The 25,431-nt window shown below is 65.6% G+C and carries 31 protein-coding genes and 1 riboswitch; of the genes, 2 read left to right on the top strand and 29 right to left on the bottom strand.

The features are described from left to right. The first annotated feature begins 2 nt into the window (after positions 1-2). On the top strand, positions 3-1,214 hold the full coding sequence (locus D7S89_RS23970) for a Do family serine endopeptidase (protein WP_121281364.1): 1,212 nt from the start codon (positions 3-5) through the stop codon (positions 1,212-1,214). A 50-nt stretch (positions 1,215-1,264) separates the two neighbouring features. On the opposite strand, the gene tatC is transcribed toward D7S89_RS23970, so the two are convergent. From tatC to D7S89_RS24115, 29 genes are all read right to left on the bottom strand, one after another. Next, positions 1,265-2,044 carry a twin-arginine translocase subunit TatC gene (gene tatC, locus D7S89_RS23975; RefSeq protein ID WP_121281365.1) on the bottom strand — a complete coding sequence of 260 codons (780 nt, stop codon included), beginning with the start codon at positions 2,042-2,044 and terminating at the stop codon, positions 1,265-1,267. 93 nt (positions 2,045-2,137) lie between these two features. After that, complete coding sequence (gene tatB, locus D7S89_RS23980) at positions 2,138-2,677, bottom strand: Sec-independent protein translocase protein TatB (RefSeq protein ID WP_121281366.1); 540 nt, start codon at positions 2,675-2,677, stop codon at positions 2,138-2,140. Between the two features lie 39 nt (positions 2,678-2,716). Then, positions 2,717-2,971 (bottom strand): Sec-independent protein translocase subunit TatA, encoded by a 255-nt coding sequence (gene tatA, locus D7S89_RS23985; protein ID WP_121281367.1) that lies wholly within the window; start codon positions 2,969-2,971, stop codon positions 2,717-2,719. A gap of 125 nt (positions 2,972-3,096) precedes the next feature. After that, positions 3,097-3,459 carry a histidine triad nucleotide-binding protein gene (locus D7S89_RS23990; protein ID WP_121281368.1) on the bottom strand — a complete coding sequence of 121 codons (363 nt, stop codon included), beginning with the start codon at positions 3,457-3,459 and terminating at the stop codon, positions 3,097-3,099. 31 nt (positions 3,460-3,490) lie between these two features. Beyond that, entirely contained in the window at positions 3,491-3,883 is a 393-nt protein-coding gene (locus D7S89_RS23995; RefSeq protein ID WP_121281369.1) for a DUF4870 family protein, read from the bottom strand. A gap of 59 nt (positions 3,884-3,942) precedes the next feature. Further along, complete coding sequence (locus D7S89_RS24000; RefSeq protein ID WP_121281370.1) at positions 3,943-4,317, bottom strand: phosphoribosyl-ATP diphosphatase; 375 nt, start codon at positions 4,315-4,317, stop codon at positions 3,943-3,945. After that, positions 4,314-4,718 carry a phosphoribosyl-AMP cyclohydrolase gene (gene hisI / locus D7S89_RS24005; protein ID WP_121281371.1) on the bottom strand — a complete coding sequence of 135 codons (405 nt, stop codon included), beginning with the start codon at positions 4,716-4,718 and terminating at the stop codon, positions 4,314-4,316. The genes D7S89_RS24000 and hisI overlap by 4 nt, the downstream gene beginning before the upstream one ends. A 1-nt stretch (position 4,719) precedes the next feature. Next, the gene (gene hisF / locus D7S89_RS24010) at positions 4,720-5,493 is read right to left on the bottom strand and encodes an imidazole glycerol phosphate synthase subunit HisF (RefSeq protein ID WP_121281372.1); all 774 of its coding nucleotides are present in this window, start codon (positions 5,491-5,493) and stop codon (positions 4,720-4,722) included. Between the two features lie 83 nt (positions 5,494-5,576). Then, complete coding sequence (hisA, locus tag D7S89_RS24015; protein WP_121281373.1) at positions 5,577-6,329, bottom strand: 1-(5-phosphoribosyl)-5-[(5-phosphoribosylamino)methylideneamino]imidazole-4-carboxamide isomerase; 753 nt, start codon at positions 6,327-6,329, stop codon at positions 5,577-5,579. A gap of 172 nt (positions 6,330-6,501) precedes the next feature. Beyond that, a complete protein-coding gene (gene hisH, locus D7S89_RS24020) occupies positions 6,502-7,110 on the bottom strand; it encodes an imidazole glycerol phosphate synthase subunit HisH (RefSeq protein WP_425470902.1) in 609 nt (202 codons plus the stop codon). 37 nt (positions 7,111-7,147) lie between these two features. Next, on the bottom strand, positions 7,148-7,768 hold the full coding sequence (locus D7S89_RS24025; protein WP_121281375.1) for a YchE family NAAT transporter: 621 nt from the start codon (positions 7,766-7,768) through the stop codon (positions 7,148-7,150). A gap of 49 nt (positions 7,769-7,817) precedes the next feature. Continuing rightward, entirely contained in the window at positions 7,818-8,405 is a 588-nt protein-coding gene (hisB, locus tag D7S89_RS24030; protein ID WP_121281376.1) for an imidazoleglycerol-phosphate dehydratase HisB, read from the bottom strand. A gap of 90 nt (positions 8,406-8,495) precedes the next feature. Then, complete coding sequence (gene hisC, locus D7S89_RS24035; protein ID WP_121281377.1) at positions 8,496-9,566, bottom strand: histidinol-phosphate transaminase; 1,071 nt, start codon at positions 9,564-9,566, stop codon at positions 8,496-8,498. Between the two features lie 57 nt (positions 9,567-9,623). Next, positions 9,624-10,946 (bottom strand): histidinol dehydrogenase, encoded by a 1,323-nt coding sequence (gene hisD / locus D7S89_RS24040; RefSeq protein WP_121281378.1) that lies wholly within the window; start codon positions 10,944-10,946, stop codon positions 9,624-9,626. A gap of 39 nt (positions 10,947-10,985) precedes the next feature. After that, entirely contained in the window at positions 10,986-11,651 is a 666-nt protein-coding gene (gene hisG / locus D7S89_RS24045) for an ATP phosphoribosyltransferase (RefSeq protein ID WP_121281379.1), read from the bottom strand. Continuing rightward, entirely contained in the window at positions 11,648-12,919 is a 1,272-nt protein-coding gene (murA, locus tag D7S89_RS24050) for a UDP-N-acetylglucosamine 1-carboxyvinyltransferase (RefSeq protein WP_183085337.1), read from the bottom strand. Before murA ends, hisG begins: the two co-directional genes overlap by 4 nt. A gap of 103 nt (positions 12,920-13,022) precedes the next feature. After that, positions 13,023-13,262 carry a BolA family protein gene (locus D7S89_RS24055; RefSeq protein ID WP_121281381.1) on the bottom strand — a complete coding sequence of 80 codons (240 nt, stop codon included), beginning with the start codon at positions 13,260-13,262 and terminating at the stop codon, positions 13,023-13,025. Positions 13,263-13,290: 28 nt separating this feature from the next. Next, positions 13,291-14,046 (bottom strand): ABC transporter permease, encoded by a 756-nt coding sequence (locus D7S89_RS24060; RefSeq protein ID WP_121281382.1) that lies wholly within the window; start codon positions 14,044-14,046, stop codon positions 13,291-13,293. Continuing rightward, complete coding sequence (locus D7S89_RS24065; RefSeq protein ID WP_121281383.1) at positions 14,043-14,969, bottom strand: ABC transporter ATP-binding protein; 927 nt, start codon at positions 14,967-14,969, stop codon at positions 14,043-14,045. The genes D7S89_RS24060 and D7S89_RS24065 overlap by 4 nt, the downstream gene beginning before the upstream one ends. Positions 14,970-15,198: 229 nt before the next feature. Then, entirely contained in the window at positions 15,199-15,501 is a 303-nt protein-coding gene (locus tag D7S89_RS24070) for an STAS domain-containing protein (protein WP_121281422.1), read from the bottom strand. A gap of 8 nt (positions 15,502-15,509) precedes the next feature. Next, entirely contained in the window at positions 15,510-16,181 is a 672-nt protein-coding gene (locus D7S89_RS24075; protein WP_121281384.1) for an MlaC/ttg2D family ABC transporter substrate-binding protein, read from the bottom strand. Between the two features lie 128 nt (positions 16,182-16,309). Beyond that, a complete protein-coding gene (locus tag D7S89_RS24080) occupies positions 16,310-17,269 on the bottom strand; it encodes an MlaA family lipoprotein (protein WP_121281385.1) in 960 nt (319 codons plus the stop codon). Positions 17,270-17,331: 62 nt separating this feature from the next. Continuing rightward, on the bottom strand, positions 17,332-17,889 hold the full coding sequence (gene mlaD / locus D7S89_RS24085) for an outer membrane lipid asymmetry maintenance protein MlaD (protein WP_121281386.1): 558 nt from the start codon (positions 17,887-17,889) through the stop codon (positions 17,332-17,334). A gap of 55 nt (positions 17,890-17,944) precedes the next feature. Then, complete coding sequence (gene mlaE / locus D7S89_RS24090) at positions 17,945-18,712, bottom strand: lipid asymmetry maintenance ABC transporter permease subunit MlaE (RefSeq protein ID WP_121281387.1); 768 nt, start codon at positions 18,710-18,712, stop codon at positions 17,945-17,947. Next, on the bottom strand, positions 18,709-19,536 hold the full coding sequence (locus D7S89_RS24095; RefSeq protein WP_121281388.1) for an ABC transporter ATP-binding protein: 828 nt from the start codon (positions 19,534-19,536) through the stop codon (positions 18,709-18,711). The genes mlaE and D7S89_RS24095 overlap by 4 nt, the downstream gene beginning before the upstream one ends. Positions 19,537-19,629: 93 nt before the next feature. Continuing rightward, entirely contained in the window at positions 19,630-20,754 is a 1,125-nt protein-coding gene (gene thiE, locus D7S89_RS24100; RefSeq protein ID WP_121281389.1) for a thiamine phosphate synthase, read from the bottom strand. 74 nt (positions 20,755-20,828) lie between these two features. Continuing rightward, on the bottom strand, positions 20,829-21,635 hold the full coding sequence (locus D7S89_RS24105; RefSeq protein ID WP_121281390.1) for a thiazole synthase: 807 nt from the start codon (positions 21,633-21,635) through the stop codon (positions 20,829-20,831). A 72-nt stretch (positions 21,636-21,707) separates the two neighbouring features. Next, a complete protein-coding gene (thiS, locus tag D7S89_RS24110; protein ID WP_121281423.1) occupies positions 21,708-21,905 on the bottom strand; it encodes a sulfur carrier protein ThiS in 198 nt (65 codons plus the stop codon). Between the two features lie 35 nt (positions 21,906-21,940). Then, complete coding sequence (locus D7S89_RS24115; protein ID WP_121281391.1) at positions 21,941-23,110, bottom strand: FAD-dependent oxidoreductase; 1,170 nt, start codon at positions 23,108-23,110, stop codon at positions 21,941-21,943. Positions 23,111-23,242: 132 nt separating this feature from the next. Then, positions 23,243-23,378, bottom strand: a riboswitch (TPP riboswitch). A 262-nt stretch (positions 23,379-23,640) separates the two neighbouring features. Between D7S89_RS24115 and D7S89_RS24120 the strand changes: the two genes are divergently transcribed. Next, complete coding sequence (locus D7S89_RS24120; protein WP_121281392.1) at positions 23,641-25,404, top strand: ABC transporter ATP-binding protein/permease; 1,764 nt, start codon at positions 23,641-23,643, stop codon at positions 25,402-25,404. Positions 25,405-25,431: the final 27 nt, after the last annotated feature.

A 25,431-nucleotide genomic window follows, 5' to 3' on the forward strand; every position in this document is an offset into this window, starting at 1 on the left:
AAATGCTTAGACGCTTTTGGCTGTTCTTTGCCCAAGCGGTGACGGTGCTGCTCGCGCTGATGTTCATCGTGGTGACGCTCAAGCCTCAATGGCTGCAGCGCCAAGGGCAATTCGGCAAGCAACTGGCCGCGCCAATCGTCGCGCTGCGCGAAGTGGCGCCCGGCTCCAGCTCCGGCCCCGCCACGGCTTCCTATGCCGACGCGGCCCAGAAAGCCATGCCCGCCGTGGTCAACGTCTTTTCGGGCAAGGGCGGTGCGCGTCCGCCGAACCCGCATGCGAAAGATCCGTTGTTCCGATACTTCTTCGGCAATCCGAAGAACCAGCCGCAAACGCCGCAGGATGAGCCGGCAACCAACCTCGGTTCGGGTGTCATCGTCAGTTCGGAAGGCTACATTCTAACGAACCAGCATGTCGTCGACGGGGCAGACGAGATCGAAGTCGCGCTGGCCGACGGCCGGCGTACCAACGCGAAAGTCATCGGCATCGATCCCGAAACGGATCTGGCCGTGCTCAAGATCAACATGAACAACCTCCCGACGATCACGCTCGGGCGCATGGATCAAGCGCGCGTCGGCGACGTCGTGCTCGCGATCGGCAACCCGTTCGGCGTCGGCCAGACGGTCACGATGGGCATCATCAGCGCGTTGGGCCGCAACCATCTCGGCATCAACACGTTCGAGAACTTCATTCAGACCGACGCGCCGATCAACCCTGGCAACTCGGGCGGTGCGCTCGTCGATGCGAGCGGCAACCTGCTGGGCATCAACACGGCGATCTACTCGCGCTCGGGCGGCTCGCTCGGCATCGGCTTCGCGATCCCCGTGTCTACAGCGCGCAGCGTCCTCGAGAGCATCATTACGACAGGCGGCGTGACGCGCGGCTGGATCGGCGTCGAACCGCAAGACGTGACGCCCGCGATCGCCGAATCCTTCGGCCTCGAGCAAAAGGGCACGATCGTGGCCGGCGTGCTGCAGGGCGGCCCGGCCGACCGCGCCGGCATCAAACCGGGCGACGTCCTGCTCGACGTCAACGGCGAGGAAATCACCGACACGACGCGTCTGTTGAACGTGATCGCGCAGATCAAGCCCGGCACCGAGGCGAAGATCCACCTGATGCGCAAAAACAAGGAAATGGAAGTCGCCGTGACGATCGGCAAGCGCCCGCCGCCGCCGAAGCCGACGAACAGCGACGAAGACTCACAGCAAGAAGAGTGAGCGGCGCAAGATTGAATTGAGGGATGTGAGACAACGGGCTGACCAGGTGGTCAGCCCGTTGCGCTTTCACCGTCGGTGACGTCGGCCTTCTTCGCGACGAACAGCCACGCGGCAAGAATGCCTGCCTCGTACAGCACGATCAGCGGGACGGCCAGGATCAGTTGCGAGAACACGTCGGGCGGCGTGACGACCGCGGCGACGACGAACGCGCCGACGATCACATAGGGCCGGATCTCCTTGAGCTTCTTCACCGTCAGCACGCCCATCCGCACGAGCAGCACGACGACGATCGGCACCTCGAACGTGAGGCCGAACGCCAAGAACATCGTCAGCACGAAGCTCAGGTAGTTGTCGATGTCGGTCGACATCTCGGCACCCAGCGGCGCGTTGTAGTGCGCCATCACGCGAAAGACGGTCGGAAACACGACGAAGTACGCGAATGCCATGCCGCACAGGAACAGCAGGTAGCTGCTCGTGACGAGCGGCGCGACAAGCCGTTTCTCGTGCTGATAGAGCCCCGGCGCAACGAACGCCCAGATCTGGTACAGCACGACCGGCAGCGCGATGACGAGCGCTACCAGCATCGTCACCTTCATCGGCACGAAGAACGAGCCAGTCACGTCGGTCACGATCATGCGGCCGCCGGGCGGCAGATTAGCGAGCAACGGACGCGCTAGCAGGCGGAAGATGTCTGCCGACCAGTACACGATCGCGAAGAACACGACGATCACCGAGATGCCGGCCCGGATGATGCGGTCGCGCAATTCGACGAGATGCGAGATGAAGGTCTCTTCGTTGCCTTCGTCCTGGCTGTGCTTGGGGTCGCTCACACCGGCCCTCGTTGTGGGTTCAGGAAGTCGACGCGCGACGTCGACCGGTCAAAAGAAGGAAAGCGTCGCCGAGCCAGGCCCACAGGCGATCGATCAGAAAAAGCGCCGCGGCGTGCGCAGGCTCGCCGGCGTGTACCGTGCGACGCGCGCCGCCCCCGACTGCACGTGCGTGCGCAGGCCGGTCGTCCGCTTGTACCAGACAGGCGTGGCCGAACGCTTCACGCGCCAGCTGCGACGCTTCTTGGAGGCGATCATGCTGCTGCGCCACGAACTGGGCGCTTGGCCGGCATCGCCGGTCGTTGCCAGCGGCTCGTCGCCGGCCGCCGCACTGCCCGCGATACTCGGCATGCCCGAGCCCCACGCCTCGCTGAGCTCGGCTTCGTGCTGACGCACGGTGTCGTGAATCGTCGTTCCGACGTTGCGCGCGGCCGATTCGAACTCGGTTTTCATGCGCCGCAGCTCATCGATCTCGATTTCGCGCGTGACTTCGGCCTTCACCTCGTTGATGTAGCGCTGCGCGCGGCCGAACAGCGCGCCGGCCGTACGCGCGACGCGCGGCAGCCGCTCGGGGCCGAGCACGACAAGCGCGACGACGCCGATCAGCGCCATCTTGGTCAGACCGAGATCGAGCATGAGCGGGGGCGATGCGTCAGTGCGTACGCGAATGCCGCATCAGCGATAGTCGCTCGAGCGGATCTTTTCCTTGGCCTGGACGTCGACCGTGTCCGAGCGCGGCAGCTCTCGCGTCGCGTTTTGCTCGGGAGCCGACGGGGGCGAAGAGGACGTATCGCCGTCCTTGATCCCTTCCTTGAAGCCCTTCACGGCGCTGCCGAGATCGCTGCCGAGGCTGCGCAGCCGCTTCGTGCCGAACACGAGCATGACGATCAGCAGAACGACCAACCAGTGCCAACCACTAAACGAACCCATGAAAACTCTCCAGAGCCGTGCCGTAACGATTCATACGTCCAGCAGGCAAACCGGCCTTGCGGCCATCATTCCCGAGCGCATACGCGCTGATTTTTATCGCCTCTCGCGAGCCTTGCCGGCAGCGCTCAGCCCATCCGATGCCAGGGGCGCGGCCCCGCGAGGATGTGCGCGTGCAGGTGGTAGACCTCCTGGCCGCCACCCGGCCCCGTATTGATGACGGTGCGAAAGCCCGTTTCGCCGCCCGTATACGCGCAACCAAGCTGTTCAGCAAGCCGCGATACCAAGATCATCATTCTACCAAGCAGCGGTGCATCGCTCTCTGTGCAGTTCGACAGCGTCGCGATGTGCTTGCGCGGGATCACGAGGATGTGCGTCTGCGCAGCGGGGCGAATGTCCTTGAACGCGACGAACTCTTCATCTTCATGAACTTTGGTACTCGGGATCTCACCCGCGGCGATCTTGCAGAACAGGCAGTTTTCGTGGCTCATGGTCTTCCAGGTTGCGTGAGCGGCGGCGCAGTCAGAACCACGCGTGCGGCTCGAGCGGCTTGTTTTCGTAGAGGTACAACCAGCCTTTGACGATACGGTACAACACCCAGATCGAAACGGCAGCGATGATCGGCACGCCGATGGCGACGACGATCAGCGCTGCGCCGATCAGGTAGCCGACGAGCGCCGTCCAGAACGTGCGGATCTGCCACTCGAAGTGTGCGGCGTAAGGCGTGCCGGCGGCGTCGGACCGCTTCACGTAGTCGAGGATGATGGCGATGAGCCCCGTTACGCCGCCCGTGAACCAATGCACGGCGTAAAGCGCATAGAGCACATGCGTAAACAAACGCATGTTCTGCAGGCGATCGGCATCGACCGCACCGCCGTAGGAAACCGATGAACGCCCGCCTTGTGGTTCTTCCATGCTCGCCTCCTCCTCGCGCTTTGCGCGGTTGAGAACTGCCGGAAAACGGCGCGAATGCCTCAGCCGCCGTTCTCTTCGCGCTCGCGCCGCTTTCTGAGCGCCTTTTCCTCGATGCCCGACAGGCCCTCGCGACGCTCGAGCTCGGCAATCACGTCCGCGGGGCTCAGATCGTAGTGCGACAGCATGACCAAGCAATGAAACCACAGATCGGCCACTTCGCCGACGAGCGCCGACGGCGCGCCGCCCTGCCGCACGTCCTTCGCGGCCAGCACGACTTCCGTCGCCTCTTCGCCGATCTTCTTCAGCACGGCATCGTCACCGCGGTGAAACAGGCGCGCGACGTACGAGCTTTCAGGGTCGCCGCCCTTGCGGCTGTCGATCACGGCCGCGAGCCGCAGCAGCGTGTCTTCGGTGGATAGGATCGGTTGGGTCATCGGTAGATATGTTCGGGGTCTTTCAGGACGGGATCGACGGCGACCCACTCGCCCTCGTCGACCGTGCCTTCGAATTTCTGGAAGAAGCAGGAGTGGCGGCCCGTATGGCAAGCGATGCCCGAGACTTGCTCGACCTTCAGCAGCACGACGTCTTCGTCGCAATCGAGGCGCACTTCGTGCACGCGCTGCACGTGGCCCGATTCCTCGCCCTTGAACCACAGGCGCTGGCGCGAACGCGAAAAGTAGACGGCGCGGCCCGTTTCGATCGTCTTGGCCAGCGCTTCACGATTCATCCACGCGAACATCAGCACGTCGTTCGTCGACGCTTCCTGCGCGATGACGGGCACGAGCCCGTTCGCGTCCCATTGCACCTTGTCGAGCCAGGGAAGATTGGCATGCATGTCAGAGCCTCACCGGAATGCCTTGCGCGGCCATGAAGCGCTTGGCCTCGCCGACCGTGTGTTCGCCGTAGTGGAAGATGCTCGCGGCCAGCACGGCGTCGGCGCGCCCGTCGCGGATGCCGTCGGCCAGATCCTGCAGCGAACCCACGCCGCCCGAGGCGATCACGGGCACGGACACCGCGTCCGACACGGCGCGCGTGAGCACGAGATCGAAGCCGCTCTTGGTGCCGTCGCGGTCCATGCTCGTGAGCAGGATCTCGCCCGCGCCGAACTCCGCCATGCGCGTGGCCCATTCGACGGCGTCGAGCCCCGTCGCCTTGCGGCCGCCGTGCGTGAACACCTCCCAGCGCGGCGTTTCGCCGTCGACCGAGACACGCTTGGCGTCGATCGCGACGACGATGCACTGCGAGCCGTATTTGTCGGCCGCGTCGCGCACGAGCTGCGGATTGGCGACGGCCGACGAGTTCATGCCGACCTTGTCCGCGCCCGCATTGAGCAGACGCCGCACGTCTTCGACCGCGCGCACGCCGCCGCCGACGGTCAACGGAATGAACACCTGCGAGGCCACGGCCTCGATGATCGGCAAAATCAGGTCGCGGCCGTCCGAGGTCGCGGTGATGTCGAGGAACGTCAGTTCGTCGGCGCCCTGCTCGTCGTAGCGGCGCGCGATTTCGACGGGGTCGCCGGCGTCGCGCAGCTCGACGAAGTTGACGCCCTTCACGACACGCCCGGCGGTCACGTCGAGACAGGGGATGATGCGTTTAGCTAGAGCCATGATGTTGCCAGTGCCGCAAAGGGTGAGCCGCCCCTCGCGCGGGAGGGGCGGATTGAAGCCGTATGCGCAGGCGGCGCGTGCCGTTATGCGTCGTCCGACTCACGCAGCGCGTCCGCGCGCGTTTGCGCGGCGGCGAAATCGAGGTCGCCCGAATAGATCGCGCGGCCGCAGATGACGCCCTCGACGCCTTCGCCCTCGACCTCGCACAGCGCTTCGATATCGGCCAGGTTCGAGAGGCCGCCGCTCGCGATGACGGGAATCTTCACCGCGCGCGCGAGCTTCACCGTTGCTTCGATGTTGATGCCCTGGAGCATGCCGTCGCGGCCGATATCGGTGTAGATGATCGATTCGCAACCGTAGTCCTCGAACTTCTGCGCCAGGTCGATCACCTCGTGGCCCGTGAGCTTGCTCCAGCCGTCGGTCGCGACCTTGCCGTCCTTCGCGTCGAGGCCCACGATGATGTGGCCGCCGAACGCCGTGCAGGCGTCTTGCAGGAAGCCAGGGTTCTTCACGGCCGCCGTGCCGATGATCACGTAGGACAGACCGTCGTTGAGATAGCGCTCGATCGTTTCGAGATCGCGGATACCGCCGCCGAGCTGGACTGGGATATCGCTGCCGACTTCCTCGATGATCGAGCGGATCGCGTCTTCGTTCCTCGGTTTACCGGCGAATGCGCCATTCAGATCGACCAGATGCAGCCGGCGTGCGCCACGGTCGACCCAATGTCGGGCCATCGCCGCAGGATCCTCGGAAAATATCGTCGCCTGGTCCATATCGCCTTGTTTGAGGCGCACACACTGACCGTCCTTGAGGTCGATGGCGGGAATCAGCAGCATAGCAATCGCGTTAAGTCTGGAAGGGTTGGGTTCATGCGGCCACGGTGCGGCGCATGACGCGCACACACGGTGACAGCCGTTTCGCTAGTACGGCGATAGCCGTTTCGTTAGTTTAGTACAAGTCTTTCGGCGTTCAGCCCGCCACGCCGTCGTTGGCCGGACGGCAGAGGGCTCACGGATTCCAATCGACGAAGTTACGGTACACGCGCAACCCGGCCTCGGCGCTCTTTTCGGGGTGAAATTGCGTCGCGAACAGGTTGTCGCGCGCCACCGCCGAGGTGAAGCGGGTGCCGTAATCGGTTTCCGCCGCCGTGTGCGACGGATTGTCGGGCACGACGTAGTAGCTGTGCACGAAGTAGAAAAAGCTGCCATCGGGCACGCCAGCCCACATCGGGTGCGGCTGCCGCTGGTGGACGCGGTTCCAGCCCATCTGCGGCACCTTGAAGCGCGAGCCGTCGTCTTGGAGCTGCCCTTCGAGCGCAAAGCGCAGCACCTTGCCTGGCATCAGGCCAAGGCCCAGCGTGTCGCCCTCGGCGCTCCAGTCGAACAGCATCTGCTCGCCGACGCACACGCCCAGCAGCGGCTTCGTCCGCGACGCCTCGACGACGGCCTCCTGCAGCCCCGACTCACCGAGGCAGCGCATGCAGTCGGGCATCGCGCCCTGGCCGGGCAGCACGACGCGATCGGCCGCGCGGATCGCCTCGGGGCGGTCGACGATGACGACGTCGGCCTCGGGCGCCGCCTTTTTCAGGGCCTGCGATACCGAGCGCAGGTTGCCCATCCCGTAATCCACAATCGCAATCTTTTTCATCGCAAATTCAGCGCAAATTAGGCAGCAACGCCTTCAACCCGTCGACGATGAACTCCACCGCCAGCGCCGACAACATCAAACCCATGAGACGCGTCCCGATATTGATCCCGGTCTGGCCGATCCAGCGCGCGATCGGCTCGGCGAGCCGTAGCGACCAGAAGCAGATCGTCGCGAGCGCAGCGCCGATCGCGACGAGCCCGATGCGGTCGTACCAGTGATGCGAGCTGGCCGCATAGACGATCACCGTGCTGATCGAACCGGGGCCCGTCAGCAACGGAATCGCGAGCGGCACGACCGCGATGCTGTTCTTCGACTCGGCCTCGTCGCGCTCCTCGGGCGTCGCGCGCGTGTTGCCGATCTGCGCGTTGAGCATGTTGATGGCCATCAGCAGCATGATGATGCCGCCGCCGACCTCGAGCGAGCCCACCGAAATGCCGAAGAAGCTGATGATCTGCTGACCGAGCAGCGTCGTCACCGCGATCACGCAAAACACCGAGATCGAGGCGATCCGGATCGTATGGCGACGTTCGACATCGGACTGCGCCGACGTGAGGCTCAGGAAGAACGGCACCGCGCCGACCGGGTTGATCAGCGCCAGTAATGAAATAAACGATTTGAGAAGATCCATCGCATGCCGGCGCGCGCCTCGCAGCGCGCCGCCGGTCCGTCGTGTCGCGTTAGAGACTGCCCTTCGTCGACGGGATCTGCCCCGCCGCACGCTCGTCCAGCTCGACGGCCATGCGCAGCGCACGGCCGAATGCCTTGAACACGGTTTCCAGCTGATGGTGAGTATTGACGCCGCGCAGGTTGTCGATGTGCAAAGTCACTTGCGCATGGTTCACGAAGCCGCGGAAAAACTCGATTGCCAAGTCGACGTCGAACGAGCCGACGCGCGCGCGCGTGAACGGCACGTGGAATTCGAGCAGAGGACGGCCGGAAAAATCGATGACGACGCGCGAGAGCGTCTCGTCGAGCGGCACGTAGGCATGGCCGTAGCGGCGGATGCCCTTTTTGTCGCCGATTGCCTTCGCAACGGCTTGGCCGAGCGTGATGCCGGTGTCCTCGACGGTATGGTGGTCGTCGATATGCAGATCGCCATGCGCCTCGATGTCCAGGTCGATCAGGCCGTGTCGGGCGATCTGATCGAGCATGTGATCGAGAAACGGCACGCCGGTCGCCAGCTTTTGCTGACCGGTGCCGTCCAGGTTGATCTTCACACGGATCTGCGTTTCGCTGGTGTGGCGAACGACTTCCGCAACGCGCATGGAAAACCTCGAATGAAACAGAAAAAAGGGTGCGGAATCAATGGTTGCGGGCCGCGCGCCAGGCGCCAAACGGCCCTCTTTTGTGAGCCGCTACTTCAACGCGAGCTTGAGCGCAGCCAGCATTTGCGCGTTTTCGTCGGGTGCGCCGACCGTCAAACGCAGGCAATTGGCCAGCAATGGGTGCATTTTACTCACGTTTTTGGTCAAAACCCGCGCGCTGAGCAGTGTTTCGAACGCGGCGTCCGCGTCGGGCACGCGCACGAGCAGGAAATTGCCGGCGCTCGGGAATACCCATGCCCCCGGCAACGCGGCCACGGCCTGCGCGAGCTGGGCGCGCGCTTCGCGCAATTGCGCGGCTTGCGCGTCGAGCACATCGACGTGTTCGAGCATGAACTCGGCCGCTGCCTGCGTGAGGACATTGACGTTGTACGGCGGGCGCACCTTGTCGAACTCTTCGAGCCAGGCCGGCGCGCCGACCAGGTAGCCGAGCCGGATGCCCGCCAGCCCGAGCTTGGACACCGTGCGCATGACGACGACGTTGTCGAACTCGGACGCGCGCGCGATCCAGCTCTTCTGCGCGAACGGCTGATAGGCCTCGTCGATGACGACGAGGCTCGAGCGCGCCGCGTGGATGATGCGTTCCATGTCGGCATCGTCGTACAGCGTGCCAGTCGGGTTGTTCGGGTAGGCCAGATAGATGATCGACGGTCGGTGCTCGGCGATGGCCGCGAGCATCGCGTCGGTATCGAGCGTCATATCGGCGCGCAGCGGCACGCCGACGAACTCGAGATGCGCCAACTTCGCCGACAGCTGATACATGACGAAGCCCGGCGTCGGCGCCAGCAACTTGGCGCCCGGCTTCGCGCAGGCCACGGCGACCATGCTGATGATCTCGTCCGAGCCGTTGCCGAGCAACACGTCGCAGCCGGCCGGCACGCCCATCACTTGCTTGATGCGTTCGATCAGCTGGGCCGGGCGCGGCGCCGGATAGCGATTGAGCGCGACGCCGGCAAGGCGTTCGCCCAATTGCGCCGCCAGCGGCTCGGGCAGCGTGAACGGGTTCTCCATCGCATCGAGCTTCACGAAGCCCGTCGCGTCGGCGACGGGGTAGCCCTTCATCGAAAGGATGTCACTGCGAATGATGTCTTGCGGTGTCGTCATGGTCGTTGAGCCGGCGCCAAAGGCATTCTCGCGCGGTCCCGCCGCGCACGGGGCATTTCAGCCAGTCTGCTTCATGCGGTACTCGGCGCTGCGCGCATGCGCGGGCAGGCCTTCGCCGTAGGCGAGCTCGGCCGCGATTTCGCCGAGTGTCTGCGCCCCTTCCGCGCTGACCTCGATCACGCTCGAGCGCTTGAAGAAATCGTAGACGCCCAGCGGCGACGAGAAGCGCGCCGTGCGCGAGGTCGGCAGCACGTGGTTCGGGCCCGCGCAGTAGTCGCCGAGGCTCTCGCTCGTGAAGCGGCCCACGAAGATCGCCCCCGCGTGGCGGATCTCCTTGGTCCATTGATGCGCATCGAGCGCCGACACTTCGAGGTGCTCGGGCGCGATCTGGTTCGCGATCGTGCAGGCTTCATGCATGTCGCGCACTTTCACGAGTGCGCCGCGGTCTTCGAGCGAGCGTTGGATCACTTCGCGGCGCGGCATCGTGGGCAGCAATTCCGCGATTGCGTCCTCGACGCGCGCAATGAACGTCTCATCGGGACACAGCAGGATCGACTGTGCGAGTTCGTCGTGCTCGGCCTGCGAAAACAGGTCCATCGCGATCCAGCGCGGATCGGTCGTACCGTCGCACAGCACGAGGATTTCCGACGGGCCCGCGATCATGTCGATGCCGACCGTGCCGAACACGCGGCGCTTGGCCGACGCCACGTAGGCGTTGCCGGGGCCGCAGATCTTGTCGACGGCCGGCACCGTCTGCGTGCCGTAGGCCAGCGCGGCGACAGCCTGCGCGCCGCCGATCGTGAACACGCGATCGACACCGCCGAGCAGCGCCGCGGCCAACACGAGCGGATTGCGCGCGCCGTCGGGCGTCGGCACGACCATGACGATCTCGCGCACGCCGGCCACCCGGGCCGGAATCGCGTTCATCAGCACCGACGACGGATACGCGGCCTTGCCGCCCGGCACATAGAGGCCGACGCGATCGAGCGGCGTCACCTTCTGGCCCAGCACCGTGCCGTCGGCCTCGGTGTACTGCCAGCTATGGCTGCCGCACTCGATTTTCTGCTTCTCGTGGAAGGCGCGCACGCGCGCGGCCGCCGCTTCGAGCGCCGCGCGCTGCTTGGGCTCGAGGCTCTCGAGCGCGGCTTCGAGCTCCGCTGCCGGCAACTCGAGCGCCGCGACGCTCGACGCCTGCAGGCGGTCGAAGCGGTTCGTGTACTCGAGCACGGCCGCATCGCCGCGCGTTTTGACGTCGGCCAGGATCTGCGCGACCGAGCGCTCGATCGCTTCGTCCTCGCTCGCCTCGAAGGCGAGCACGGCTGAAAGCGACGCGCTGAAACCGTTGGCGCTCGAGTCCAGTTTGCGAATCTTCAGGGACATGCTGGTATCCGTTCCGGTAAGGCGTACGCCGCGCGCCGCTTACGCGGGCGGCGTGGCGCGCTGCGACGCGCGCTCGAACGCATCGAGAAAAGGCTTGAGCGCGGCGCGCTTGAGCTTGAGCGCGGCCTGGTTGACCACGAGGCGCGACGAAATCTGCATGATTTCCTCGACCTCGACGAGATGGTTCGCGCGCAGCGTGCCGCCCGAGCTGACGAGGTCGACGATCGCATCGGCCAGGCCCACGAGCGGTGCGAGCTCCATCGAGCCATACAGCTTGATGAGGTCGACGTGCACGCCCTTGGCCGCGAAGTGCTCGCGTGCCGTTTGCACATATTTGGTCGCGACGCGCAGACGCGCGCCCTGGCGCACCGCATTCGCGTAGTCGAAGCCGTCCTTCACGGCGACCGACATGCGGCAGCGCGCGATGTCGAGGTCGATCGGCTGATACAGCCCCTCGCCGCCATGCTCGATCAGCACGTCCTTGCCGGCCACGCCGAAATCGGCCGCGCCGTATTCGACGTAGGTCGGCACATCGGTCGCGCGCACGATGATCACGCGCAGGTTCGGCGCGCTCGTGGGCAGGATCAGCTTGCGCGAGGTTTCGGGGTCTTCCGACACCTGCACGCCGGCCGCCTCGAGCAGCGGCACCGTCTCTTCGAAAATGCGCCCCTTCGACAGCGCAAGTGTCAGCGGCGGCATGTTCATGCGTGGCTCCCCGAGTTGCCCGACACGCGACGCACGCTCGCGCCGATGCCGGTCAGTTTCGTTTCCATGCGGTCGTAGCCGCGGTCGAGGTGATAGATGCGATCGACGAGCGTCTCGCCCTCGGCGCACAGGCCCGCGATCACGAGACTGGCCGAGGCGCGCAGGTCGGTGGCCATCACGGTCGCGCCCGAGAGCTTCGGCACGCCGGCCACGAGTGCCGTGTTGCCGTCGATCGTGATGTGCGCACCAAGCCGGTTCAGCTCCTGCACGTGCATGAAGCGGTTCTCGAAGATCGTTTCGACGACTTGCGAGGTCCCGTCGGCGATCGCGTTGAGCGCCATGAACTGGGCCTGCATGTCGGTCGGGAACGCCGGGTATTCGGAAGTGCGGAAGTTGACCGCGGCCGGGCGCTGGCTCATACGCACGCGCATCCAGTCCTCGCCCTCCTCGATCGTCACGCCGGCCTCGCGCAGCTTCACCGTAACGGCTTCGAGTGTGAGCGGACGCACGCCGCGCAGCAGCACATCGCCGCCGGCCGCCGCCACCGCGCACAGGAACGTGCCCGCTTCGATGCGATCCGGGATCACCGAATGGCGTGCGCCATGGAGCGCGTCGACGCCCTGGATCACGAGACGGTCGGTGCCGATGCCCTCGATCTTGGCGCCCATCGCCACGAGCAAGTGGGCAAGGTCGCCAACTTCGGGTTCACGGGCCGCGTTCTCGAGCACCGTCTCGCCGTCGGCCAGCACGGCCGCCATCAGCAGGTTTTCGGTGCCCGTCACGGTGATCATGTCGGTCACGATGCGCGCGCCCTTGAGACGCTTGGCGCGGGCCTCGACGTAGCCGTGCTCGATGTTGATCTCGGCGCCCATCGCCTGCAGGCCCTTGATGTGCTGATCGACGGGGCGCGCACCAATCGCGCAGCCGCCCGGCAGCGAGACCTTCGCCTCACCGAAGCGCGCGAGCAGCGGCCCCAGCACGAGGATCGACGCACGCATCGTCTTGACGAGCTCGTAAGGTGCGACGGGGCTATCGACGTGCGCAGCATCGAGCTGCAAGCTCCCCGACGCGCCGTCGGCACGCACGCCCATCTGCCCGAGCAGCTTGAGCGTCGTGCGCACGTCCTGCAAATCGGGCACGTTGTCGAGGTGGATGGCTTCTGCGCTGAGCAGGCTCGCGCACAGGATCGGCAGCGCCGCGTTCTTCGCGCCGGATATCCGCACTTCGCCGGCCAGCTGCCGGCCACCTTCGATCACGAGCTTGTCCATGCCTATCTGTCCTTCGCGGGCCTGACTGTCGGCCCCGCTTGCCGTCGCGGCGCCGCTACCGGCGTCGCGTGAATCTTGAGTAATGCGCACTACGATTTCCGAATTATGCGTTTTGCCATTCCGCTGGCGTGAGCGTCTTCATGCTCAGTGCGTGAATTTCCTCACGCATGCGCTCGCCGAGCGCCGCGTACACGAGTTGATGCCGCTGGATCAGCCGCTTGCCCTCGAAGGTGTCGGAGACGATCGTCGCAAAAAAATGCTGGCCGTCGCCTTCGACTTCGAGATGCGTGCAGGCGAGCCCTGCGGCGATGTATTGCTTGACCTGTTCGGGAGTCGGCAACATGGTGAAAATCCTTCTGAACCCTTCTGAATCAGTGACGCAGCTTGTAGCCGGTCGCGAGCAAACGCATCGCGAGCGCGGCCAGCAGCACGAAAAAACCGCCGACGACGGCCAGGCTCGCGAGCGGATTGATGTCCGACAGCCCGAAAAAGCCGTAGCGGAACCCGTCGATCATGTAGAAGAACGGATTGAGCCGCGACACCTCGCGCCAGACGGGCGGCAGCGTGTGCGTCGAATAGAACACGCCCGACAGGAACGTGAGCGGCATGATCAAAAAATTCTGGAACGCGGCGAGCTGGTCGAACTTCTCGGCCCAGATGCCCGCGATCAATCCGAGCGTGCCGAGAATCGCCGAACCGAGCACGGCGAACGCGACGATGTAGAGCGGTGCCGCAAAACTCATCGGGATGAACCAGATCGTCACGACGAACACGCCCAAGCCCACGGCCAGCCCGCGCACGACCGACGCCAGCACGTAGGCCGAGAACATCTCCCATTGCGTGAGCGGCGGCAGCAGCACGAAGACCAGATTGCCGGTGATCTTCGACTGGATCAGCGACGACGAGCTGTTCGCGAACGCATTCTGCAGCACGCTCATCATCACGAGGCCGGGAATCAGGAAACTCGTGTATTCGACGCCCGGATACACCTCGACGCGGCCGCGTAGCGCGTGACCGAAGATCGTCAGATACAGCAGGGCCGTCACGATGGGTGCCAGCACGGTCTGGAACGACACCTTCCAGAAACGCAGGATTTCCTTGTAGAACAGCGTGCGAAAACCGCTCATGCAAGCCCCTCGACCAGTTCGGGTCCGTTCATCAACTGTACGAAGACGTCCTCGAGATCGGCCTTGCGGACGTCGATCTCGTCGAACGTGCAACCGTGCGCACGGCATTGCGCGAGGATGCGCTCGACTTCGTCGTAGCTCGACAAACGCAGCAAATGCTGCCGCGCGCCGGGCGCGCTGGGCTCGACCTCGAACGGGCGCAGATCGGCCGGCAGTTCACCCTGCGCCAAACGCACGAACAGCTGCATGCCGGCAAAGCGCTGCAGCAGCTCGCTCGTGCGCTCGAGCGCCACGACTTCGCCGCGGCGCAGCATCGCGATGCGGTCGCAAAGCGACTCGGCTTCTTCCAGATAGTGGGTCGTCAGCACGATCGTGTGCCCCTCGCGGTTCAGACGCGAGATGAACTTCCACAATGTCTGCCGCAACTCCACGTCGACACCGGCCGTCGGCTCGTCGAGCACGATGACGGGCGGCCGGTGCACGAGTGCCTGCGCGACGAGCACGCGCCGCTTCATCCCGCCCGAGAGCGCACGCATGTTCGCGTCGGCCTTCTCGGTGAGGTCCAGGTTCGCCATGACCTCGTCGATCCAGTCGTCATTGCGACGCAGGCCGAAGTAGCCGGACTGGATGCGCAGCGTTTCGCGCACCGTGAAAAACGGGTCGAATACGAGTTCCTGCGGGACGACGCCGAGCGCGCGACGGGCGCGGCGGAAATCGGCGGCCACATCGTGGCCGCGCACAGATACGCTGCCTTCGTCGGCACGCGCGAGACCGGCCAGGATGCTGATGAGCGTCGTCTTGCCTGCGCCGTTCGGACCGAGCAGGCCAAAGAACTCGCCATCCTCGACCGTCAAGCTGACGCCCTTGAGCGCTTGCAGCGCCTTATAGCGCTTCTTGACGTTGCGGATTTCTATCGCTGACATGGGGTGTGCGCGGCCATCATGCGGCGGCGCCTATTGTTTAGATGTGATGAGCGGGCTTTCGCTGCCATCGATGCGGGCCACAATTGCCCAGCCGACGAGCCGAAAATCGGGGCGCATCGGCCACCTGGAAAAACGGTTGATTATAGGCTAACTCGGCAGGGCCCACTTGCTGCACCCTCGGCGCCGCGCCACGTGCAAAACGTGGCGTCTTGACCGTGCGAATGCGCCGTCAGAGCGACGCCGGAACGCTGTCGTGCGAGGGTCGATGTCGCGCCGTGAGCAGCGCGTCGACGCCGTAGACCTGCGCGAGACTCGCGAGGCCGGAAGGAAGATTGACGATCTCGAACGCGCCCCCGCGCGCCTGCGCAGCACGCTGCCAGGCGAGCAGGACGGCGAGCGCCGACGAATCGAATTGCGTAAGCGGCGCGCAATCGACGCCGTCGGCGCCAGCACCGATGCGCGCCAACCCCGCCGCGAGCGCACTGTTGGCGCTCGCGTGCGTGAGTGTCGTGCCCGTTGCGAAACGGTTCATCGTGCCGCTCACGACGGCTGCTTGCCGGCGGCAAGCTGCTCGTTGCGCTGCGTGAGGAACTGGATCAGACCGTCCACGCCGCTCTGGTTGATCTTCTCGGAGAACTGCTGCTGATAGGTCTGGATCAGCCAGGCGCCCAGCACGTTCAGGTCATACACGCGCCAGCCTTGCGGCGTCTTGTAGAGGCGATAGTCGAGCTGGATCGGCTGGCCGCCGTTCATCACGACCGAACGCACGACGACATCCGTATCGGCGGGGTCGGCGTGGAACGGCTTGAATTCCACCTGCTGATCGCGCACTTGCGACAGCGCACCCGAGTACGTGCGGATCAAGAGCATCTTGAACTGCTCGACCAGTTGATCGCGCTGCTGCGGCGTGGCCGTGCGCCAGGCGCGGCCCGTGGCGAGCTGCGTCGTGCGGCGGAAATCGGTGTACGGCAGGATCTTCTGGTTCACGATCTGCGCGATGCGATTCACGTCGCCACTCTTGAGCGACTTGTCAGCGCGAATCGTATCGAGCACGTCCTTCGTCACGGCCTTGATCATGCCGTCGGGCGAGTTCGTGTCGACCGCGCTAGCGTTCGCGCCAGCGGCCTGTTGGGCGAAAGCCGTTTGTGCAGCCGTCAGGCCGCCGAAAGAAACCGATGCGGCAACTAGCGGAATCAGCAGAAATCTTTTCATGGTCAGTCCTGATCTCAAAAGCTGGAAGTCGAATCTATGGTGCCACGTCCGTTCGGACGATTGCCCTACGACGCGGCAAGATCCGTATCCAAGTGTTACGCCGGGCGGCCGCGCGAAGCCGCCCCCAATTAGTGCGGCAGCAGCCGGATCACGGGCAAGCCCGTCCGCTGGGGCGGCGGCACGTATTGCTGCGGCGGCACCGTTTGCACCTCGCCGTTGGGCCCACCCAACGTAGCCGGGGTCGTGGGTGCCGCGACAGGCGCCGATGCGCCACCCGCGGTTGCAGCCGAAGCCGCGGCCGGGCTCGACGCGCCGCCCTGCGGCGCCGGCGCGCTTTCCTCAGCGCCGCCGTCATCGTACTTCGGCAGCGATTCCTCGTAACTTTTCTCCGACCCCGTGCCGTCACCGCCCGTGATGAGATAGCGGCGGCGCTGCAGGTATGCATCACGCATGAACGAGTACTTGTCGATCGCCGCGCCTGACACGACTTCGCCTGCCGTCAACAGGTTCGCACGCGTGTTGACGAGATTCACGCCGTACAACGCCCAGCTGACCGACGAATCCCCCACATAGGTCAGCGGATTGCCATAGTAGTCGACAGCAAGCCCCGCTGCGTCGCGCACCGTGCTCGGCCCGAGCAGCGGCAGCACGAGGTACGGGCCCGACGGCACGCCATAGTGGCCCAGCGTAATGCCGAAGTCGGCCGCGTGCTTAGGCAACTGCGCAAGCGTCGCCACGTCGAACAGACCGCCGACGCCGAACAGCGTATTGATCGTGACGCGCATGATGTCGCCGACGCCGTCGGCGATCTTCAGCTCGAGCAGTTCGTTGGCGGCGATGTAGACGTCGCCGATATTCGAGAAGAAGTTCGTCACGCTCTGACGCACAGGCTGCGGCACCGCCCATTGGTAGCCTTGAGCGACGGGCTTGAGCGCGTACGTGTCGACCTTGTCGTTGACCTTGAAGACGGTCCGGTTGAAGCCCTCGAACGGATCGCCTGGGGTCGGCGTCTGAACGGAAGCGCAGCCGGCCAGTACCGCTGCCGCGATGGTTGCGAACGCTGCCCGTTTGGCGCGCATGGTCTGCATTATTGTTTTCTCCGTTGACTGACTCTGACTCTGTCTATGCCTTGCCGAGTGCTCTCAGATACTCAGCTGCCCGCGCCCGACGCCACCGCGCCCGCGGAAGCCGAAGCTGCGCTCGGCGCCGCCGGTGCGGGCGCGGCCGACGACGACTTGCTGCCGCCTGCGTCGGCTGCCTTGTTGTAGAGGAACTGGCCGATCAGGTTTTCGAGCACGATCGCCGACTGCGTCATGGAGATCGTGTCGCCGGCCTTCAGCATCTGATCGTCGCCGCCAGGCTGAAGCCCGATGTATTGCTCGCCGAGCAGGCCGGCGGTCAGGATCTTGGCCGACGTGTCCTTCGGAAACGGGTACTGCTTGTCGATGTCGATCGTCACGAGCGCCTGATAGCTCGAGGTATCGAAGCCGATCGAGGCAACCCGGCCCACGACGACGCCCGCGCTCTTGACCGGCGCGCGCACCTTGAGGCCGCCGATGTTGTCGAACTTGAGCTTGACCGCGTAGGTGGGCTGGAACGACAGCGAGCTCATGTTGCCGGCCTTGAGCGCCAGGAACAGCACCGCGATAAAGCCCAGCACCACGAACAAGCCGACCCAGAAGTCGAGAACACTCTTTTTCATCGTCATCCCAAAAAACAGAGAGAATGGCTGCGCGCCCCGCCGCCTGGCGAGGTGCGGCACATCAACTGAACATCAGCGCCGTGAGCAGGAAGTCGAGCCCCAGCACGGCCAGCGACGCATACACGACCGTGCGCGTCGTCGCGCGCGAGACGCCTTCAGGCGTCGGCTTGGCCTCGTAGCCTTGAAAGAGCGCGATAAACGTCACCGCGAACCCGAACACGATGCTCTTGATGACGCCGTTGCCGACGTCGGCCCAGACTTCGACGCCGCTTTGCATCTGCGACCAGAACGCGCCCGAGTCGACGCCGATCATCAATACGCCGACGACGTACCCGCCGAGCACGCCGACCGCACTGAAGATCGCGGCCAGCAACGGCATCGAGATGATGCCGGCCCACATACGCGGCGCGATGACGGTCTTGAGCGGGTCGACGGCCATCATTTCGAGCGCCGTCAGCTGCTCGCCGGCCTTCATGAGGCCGATCTCGGCCGTCAGCGACGTGCCCGCGCGGCCGGCGAACAGCAGCGCCGTGACGACCGGCCCGAGTTCGCGCACGAGCGAGAGCGCGACGAGCAGCCCGAGCGCCTGCTCGGAGCCGTAGCGATTGAGCGTGTAGTAACCCTGCAGGCCGAGCACGAAGCCGACGAACAGGCCCGAGACGGCAATGATGACGAGGGAGTAGTTGCCGACGAAGAGAATCTGCTTCACGACGAGCCCGGGGCGGCGCAGCAGCGCGAGCCCCTCGAGCACGACGCGCAGGAACATCCGCGTCGCATAGCCCGCGCGCGCAATGCGCTCGAGCACCCAGCTTCCGATGGTGCTGATCATGCACGCTCCCCGGCGATACCGAAATCCGCCGCGAGCGAGGCTTGCGCCGGGTAGTGGAACTTGAACGGGCCATCGGGCGCCGCGTCGATGAACTGCCGCACGGTCGGATCGACCGACTCGCGCAGCTGCGCCGGCGTGCCGTGCGCGAGCACGCCGCCGTTCGCAAGGAAATAGACGTAATCGGCGATCGCGAACGATTCGGGCACGTCGTGGGTGACGAGGATCGAGGTCGCACCGAGCGCGTCGTTCAGTGTCCGGATCAGGTTCGCCGTAATGCCGAGCGAAATCGGATCGAGGCCGGCAAACGGCTCGTCGTACATCATCAGCTCGGGGTCGAGCGCGATCGCCCGCGCGAGCGCCACGCGCCGCGCCATGCCGCCGGAAATTTGCGACGGGGCCAGATCACGCGCGCCGCGCAGGCCGACCGCATTGAGCTTCATCAACACGAGATCTCGGATCAGCGCGTCGGGCAGATCGGTGTGCTCGCGCAGCGCGAATGCGACGTTCTCGAACACCGACATGTCGGTAAACAGCGCGCCGAACTGGAACAGCATGCCCATCTTGCGGCGCAGGGCGTAGAGCCCCTCGCGCGTCTGCTTGCCGACGTCCTGGCCGTGAAACAGCACCTCGCCGCGGCGTGCGCGCTCGAGCCCGCCGATCAGGCGCAGCACCGTCGTCTTGCCGCAGCCGGAGCCGCCCATGACAGCCACGACCTGGCCACGCCCAAAGCGCATGTTCAGGTTCGAGAGCACGAGGCGGCCGTCGCCGTAGCCGAAATCGACGTTGCGAAGCTCGAGAAGAGGCGCGGATGAAGAAGCTGACACGAAGCGGACGATCCTTTTTACGCGGAAGCCGAATTATAGGGCCTCAGCGTGAAGGACGTCGTAACAGTTCCGTTTCCTCCGCGCAACAGTGTGTTAACCCGAGCTAGGTCGGCGCTCGAAGGCCGCATGCAGCGCCGTCACCGCGGCTTGCGGGTCCTGGGCTTCGGTGACGGCACGCACGACGGCCGCACTACCCACGCCGGTGGCGAGCACGCCCGGCAGCGTAGTCAGATCAATACCGCCGATCGCCACGAGGGGCACGACACCCTCGACGAGCCGCACATAGCGCGCGAGCCGTGCCAGGCCCTGTGGCGCGGTCGCGAGTGTCTTCGTCGTCGTTGCGAAAACGGCCCCGAAGGCCAGATAGCTGGGACGGAAATGGAGCGCACGGAGCATCTCGTAGTAGCCGTGCGTCGACAGCCCGAGCCGCAGGCCAGATGCCGCAATCGCGGTCAGCTCGGCCGGCGCCAAAGTCTCCAGGTCTTCCTGCCCCAGGTGCACGCCGTAGGCACCGGCTGCGATCGCCTCACGCCAATGATCGTTGATGAAGACGCGCGCGCCGTGCCGGCGCCCGGCCTCGACGCTGCGCGCGATTTCCTCAGCCAGTTGCGCGGGCGGCGCGTCCTTCATGCGCAGCTGCACGGTCTGCACGCCAAGCGTGAGCACGCGTTCGACCCACGCAGCGCTCGGCACGACCGCATAGAGCCCGAGCCGAGCCGGACACGATGCGAACGGCTCGGCAGGAACAGGCGGCAGGCCGACGAGACGCGGAAAGCGCGCGAGGTCCACCGGCCAGGCATCGTCCGAGCGCGCATCGTCGCCGTCGCGCCAGGCCATGGCGAGCACGAGCGCATCGGGCGCCTCGAACCCGCAGTCGAGGAAGGCCGCCAGTGCCGCGAGCCAGTCTTCGGCCAGCGTACCTTCGAACGCGTACCGCTGCCCGGCCAGCATCAGGCTCACCCCGCCCGCCTTCGCTTCGACGACACCTGCGCCATGGGCGAGCCAGCCTGCGAAGCTCGCCGGATGGTCGTTGTCGTCGGCAACGACGATCAGATCGCCCGCGCGTGGCGCATCGGGCGCCGTCAGACAGATGCGCCATGGCACTGGCGCGCGCGGCCAGTCGCCGAGCCGTGCGCGGATCCGCTCGGCGGCCTGCATGAGCTCGTCGGCCGGTGGCCAGAAAATGTCGCGCTCGGCGAACGCGAGCGTGCTCGTCATACAGCCTCCCGCTCGGCGGCAGGCCCGCGCCGCGGCAGCAAGCCTGGGCACGTGAGAATCGGACCACGCATCGCTCAAGACTCCTGGTGCCAGAACGGCATGCCGACGACGGGTGTGCTCGCCTCGGCGCTATCGCGCTCGGCCATCGGGCCGGCCAGGAACGCCGTGCGGCCCGCGTCGACGGCTTGCGCAAACGCGCGCGCCATCACGGGAGGCAGCGTCGACTGCGACACCGCCGTGTTCAGCATCACGCCGTCGAAGCCCCATTCCATCACTTGGCACGCGTGCGAGGGCACGCCGAGCCCGGCGTCAATGATCAACGGCACGTCGGGCAGCCGCTCGCGCAGCACGCGCAGGCCGTACGGGTTCACGATGCCCTTGCCGGAGCCGATCGGCGCGCCCCACGGCATCAAGACCTCGCAACCCGCGTCGATGAGACGTCGGCCGATCACGAGGTCTTCGGTGCAATAGGGCAGCACCTTGAAGCCGTCCTTCACGAGCCGCGTCGCGGCCTCGACGAGCGCGATCGGATCGGGTTGCAGCGTGTAGTCGTCGCCGACGGTCTCGAGCTTGATCCAGTCCGTCTCGAAGATCTCGCGCGCCATATGCGCGGTCGCGATGGCTTCATCGACGCTCTGGCAGCCGGCGGTATTCGGCAGCAGCGGCACGCCCTGGCGCACGAGCATGTCGAAGAAGCCGGCTTCGGCCGTCTGATCGTGCATCTGCCGGCGCAGCGCCACGGTGACCATGCCAGGCCGAGCTTGCTCGATCGACTCGGCGAGCGATTGCAGCGACGGATAGCGCGACGTGCCGAGCAGCACGCGGCTCGCGAACGTTTGGCCGTACAGCGTGAACGCGTCGGCGGCAAGGGCGGAACTCATCGATGAATCCTTAAGCGGGCAATCGGTTCGCCCGACGCGCGGCGCCGGGCACGGGTAAGCGTCGTGCGGCGTTCAACCGCCGGCGACGGGATGCACGACGTCGAGCCGATCGCCCGCCTCGAGCGCGCGCGCCGCGTGCTGCGTGCGCGCGACGAACTGGCCGTTCACGGCGACGGCGAACGGTGCGCGCGCACCGAACGCGGTCAGCGCATCAGCGACGGTCGCTCCGTCTGGTAGCGACAGCGGTTTTTGGTTGACCTGAATATCCATGACGTTGAGATTCGACAGTTCCGATTGATAGCGATTCACGCGCCCGTGCCGGACGCACACGTCTCGCGCGCGCCGGCCAGACGCAGCATCGGCGCCCAGCGTGCGGCGCGGCGCCAGTGCTCGAAGCCCTCGGCATCGGCGACACGCCCCGTGACGAGCTCGGCAGCGAGTTCCGCCGCCGCCTGCGAGACTTCGGGCACGATCATGTAGCCATGCCGATAAAGACCGTTCACGCGCAAGGTCGCGCGACCGTCCCAGACGATCGCGGGACGATGGTCGGGTAACGTCGGGCGACACTGCGTGTTCAGTTCGAGAATGCGCGCCTCGCCAAAGCCCGGGTGCACGGCGAATGCCGCGCTCAGCAACTCGAGCGCCGAGCGCACGCTGATGGGCGACATGTCCTCACCTTCGATCTCGGTCGCACCGATCACGTAGAGGTCGTCCTGCTTCGGCGCGATATAGAGCGGATAGCGCGGATGCAGCATGCGCACCGGGCGGGTGAGGCCGATACCTGGCGCATGCACGCGCGCGACTTCGCCGCGGATGCCACGCAACGTCGACAGCACGGGTTTCGCACCGAGGCCGCGGCAATCGATGGTGATGCGCGCCGGCGGCAGCGCATCGTCCGCGACGCTCGTATTCCAGTGCGTGGCGACGCGCCGCTCCGCGAGCCCCGCCGCCAGCGCAGCGAGCACCTGGCGATTGTCGAGCTGACCTTCGCGTGGCAGCAGCCAGCCTTGATTGAAGCGCCCCGCGAGCGCGGGTTCTGCTTGCGCGAGCGCGGCGCCGTCGAGCGGCGTAAAGCCGCCCTGCTCGAACAGCGCGGCAGGCGCATTGGCGCGCACGCGCCGCTCGAACAGCGACGCCTCCGCGCGATCGGCGCGGTGCCAGACGACGAGCGTGCCATTGCGCTGAAAGAACACGGGCTCGGGCAGTTGCGTGATCAGATGCGGCCACGCGTCGAGCGAGGCGGCACCGAGTTCGGCGATGAGCGGCTCGGCGACGGCTGCCTCGGCCAGCGGTGCGAGCATGGCCGCCGCGACCCACGCCGCCGCGCCCGAGCCAGCCGCATCGCCGCGCTCGTACAACGCGACGCGGTAGCCCTCGCCGGCGAGCCGCCATGCGACGAGCCGGCCACACAGCCCGCCACCGAGCACGGCGAAATCGGGCTGGCCCGAGAAAACGACTGAAGATTGAGCGGTCATCGGATCGATCCTTTCCGTACGGCTGCGAGCGCGTACCCAAGGACGAAACCGGCGGGAGAGGCCGGCCAGGCAACGAGCGTCCGCGTAGCGGACACGGCCCGGCGGGGAAGGGATTCCACAGCGAAAACCACGGAAAGCGTTCCGGAAACTTCCCGCGCCGGTATTACCCGGATCGGGTGCAAAGGGTCTCTCTCAGCCTCGCAGCGGTACGGCCCATGCCGTTGCCACCGCCCATTACTGGACTTGCGAAGCACCCCTGTTTCGTCACCGGCGATTAGACCATAAAAGGCGAAAGCGCCGCAAACCGGAATAGCGCTTATGCCCTTGAATCGGCCGGGCAGCGAGCGCAAAGCCGCGGGCGCGCTCTGGCACAATGTGCCGACCGCGCGAGTCCAGTCCGCCAAGGCCGCGCCCCCACATGCTGCGTCCCTGTTAAGCCTGGCTTAAGAGGCCGACACAACAATGGCGCGGCGTTCGGACGCAGCCCCGCACCGCCAGCCGTGAGCCGGTAACCGATCGAGAACATAGTCATGCCCCCGTCCACTGCCCCGCTTTCCCTGCGCAGCCATGCGCCGCGCGACCCGCACTCCGTCTCGGCCTGGAGCCTCATCAAGCCCTATTGGGTGTCCAAGGAATGGAGGATCGCGTGGACACTCCTGATCGCGATCATCGCGATGGACCTCGTCACCGTGCGGATCACCGTCTTCCTCAACAGCTGGAGCGCGCAGTTCTACAATGCGTTGCAGACGAAAGACGTACGCGACTTTCCGCACTTGATGATCGTGTTCTCGGGCATCGTGGCCGCGCTGATCGTGCTGTTCGTCTACCGCCGCTACCTGTCCCAGATGCTCGGCTTTCGCTGGCGTCAGTGGCTGACCGATCAGTTCCTGCGCGAATGGCTCGGCGAGCGCGCGTTCTACCGTATCGAGCGAGACCGCCTCGCCGACAACCCCGACCAGCGGATCAGCGACGACTTGCAATCGCTCGCGACGACCACGCTGTCGCTGTCGCTCGACCTGCTCTCGACGGTCGTCACGCTCGTCACGTTCATCTTCATCCTGTGGACGCTCGCGGGTGCGCTCACGGTCACGCTGGGCGGCAAGCCGCTCGTCGTTCCGGGCTACATGGTGTGGGCCGCGGCGCTCTACGCGCTCGGCGGCTCGTTCGTGATGCAGAAGCTCGGCCATCCGCTCGTGTCGATCAACTACCAGCAACAGCGCGTCGAGGCCGACTTCCGTTTCGGGCTCATCCGCGTGCGCGAGAACGCTGAGCAGATCGCGTTCTACGACGGCATGCGCACCGAAGAAAACAACGCAAAGACGATCTTCGCGCGCATTCGCGACAACTGGTGGCGCATCATGAAGTACACGAAGCGCCTGAGTTTCGTGCTGAGCTTCTATAGCAACATCGCGTTCATCTTCCCGATCGCGGTCGCCGCACCGAAGTATTTCGCGGGCGCCTATACGATGGGCGTGCTGATGCAGGTGCGCTCGGCGTTCTCGACCGTCAGCGACTCGTTCTCGTGGTTCATCAATAGTTACGGCACGCTCGTCGAATGGCGCGCAACCGTCAACCGTCTGCGCGAATTCAAGCGTGTGATCCACACGACGCACCTGAAGGAATCGGTGCTGCCGGCCACCGAGCACGGCGGCATCAACCTGCATTTCGTCGATGCACCCACGCTGACTACGCGCGGCCTCAAGCTCGCGCTGCCGAACGGTACGCCGCTCACGACGATCGGCGACGTCGCGATCGAGCCCGGTTCGCGCTGGCTCGTGCGCGGCGCCTCGGGCGCGGGCAAGAGCACGCTGCTGCGCGCATTCGCGGGTCTGTGGCCGTTCGGCGACGGCGCGATCGATGCGCCCGTCGACGCGCATATGATGTTCGTGCCGCAGCAAAGCTACCTGCCGATCGGCACGCTGAAAGCCGCGCTCGCCTATCCGGCGCCTGCCGATGCATACGACGACGAGGCATGCCGCGAGGCGCTTCGCACCTGCCGCCTCGAGGACTACGCTGCGCGGCTCGCCGAATCGGCGCACTGGACGCGCGTGCTGTCGCCGGGCGAGCAGCAACGGCTCGCGGCCGCGCGCGTGCTGCTGCACAAGCCTGACTTCCTGTTCCTCGATGAAGCGACGAGCGCGCTCGATGCCGAAAACGAAGCGCGCATCTATCGGCTGTTCGACGAACACCTGCCGAAGACCGCCATCGTCAGCGTCGCGCATCGCGAAGCGCTGGCCGCGTTCCATCCGCACACGCTCGAAGTCGAACGCAGCGGCGAGCGCGCCGTCGCTTAAGCGCGCAATCGATCGCGGCTGCGTGCA

The organism is Trinickia fusca, from assembly GCF_003628145.1.
Taxonomy (GTDB): domain Bacteria; phylum Pseudomonadota; class Gammaproteobacteria; order Burkholderiales; family Burkholderiaceae; genus Trinickia; species Trinickia fusca.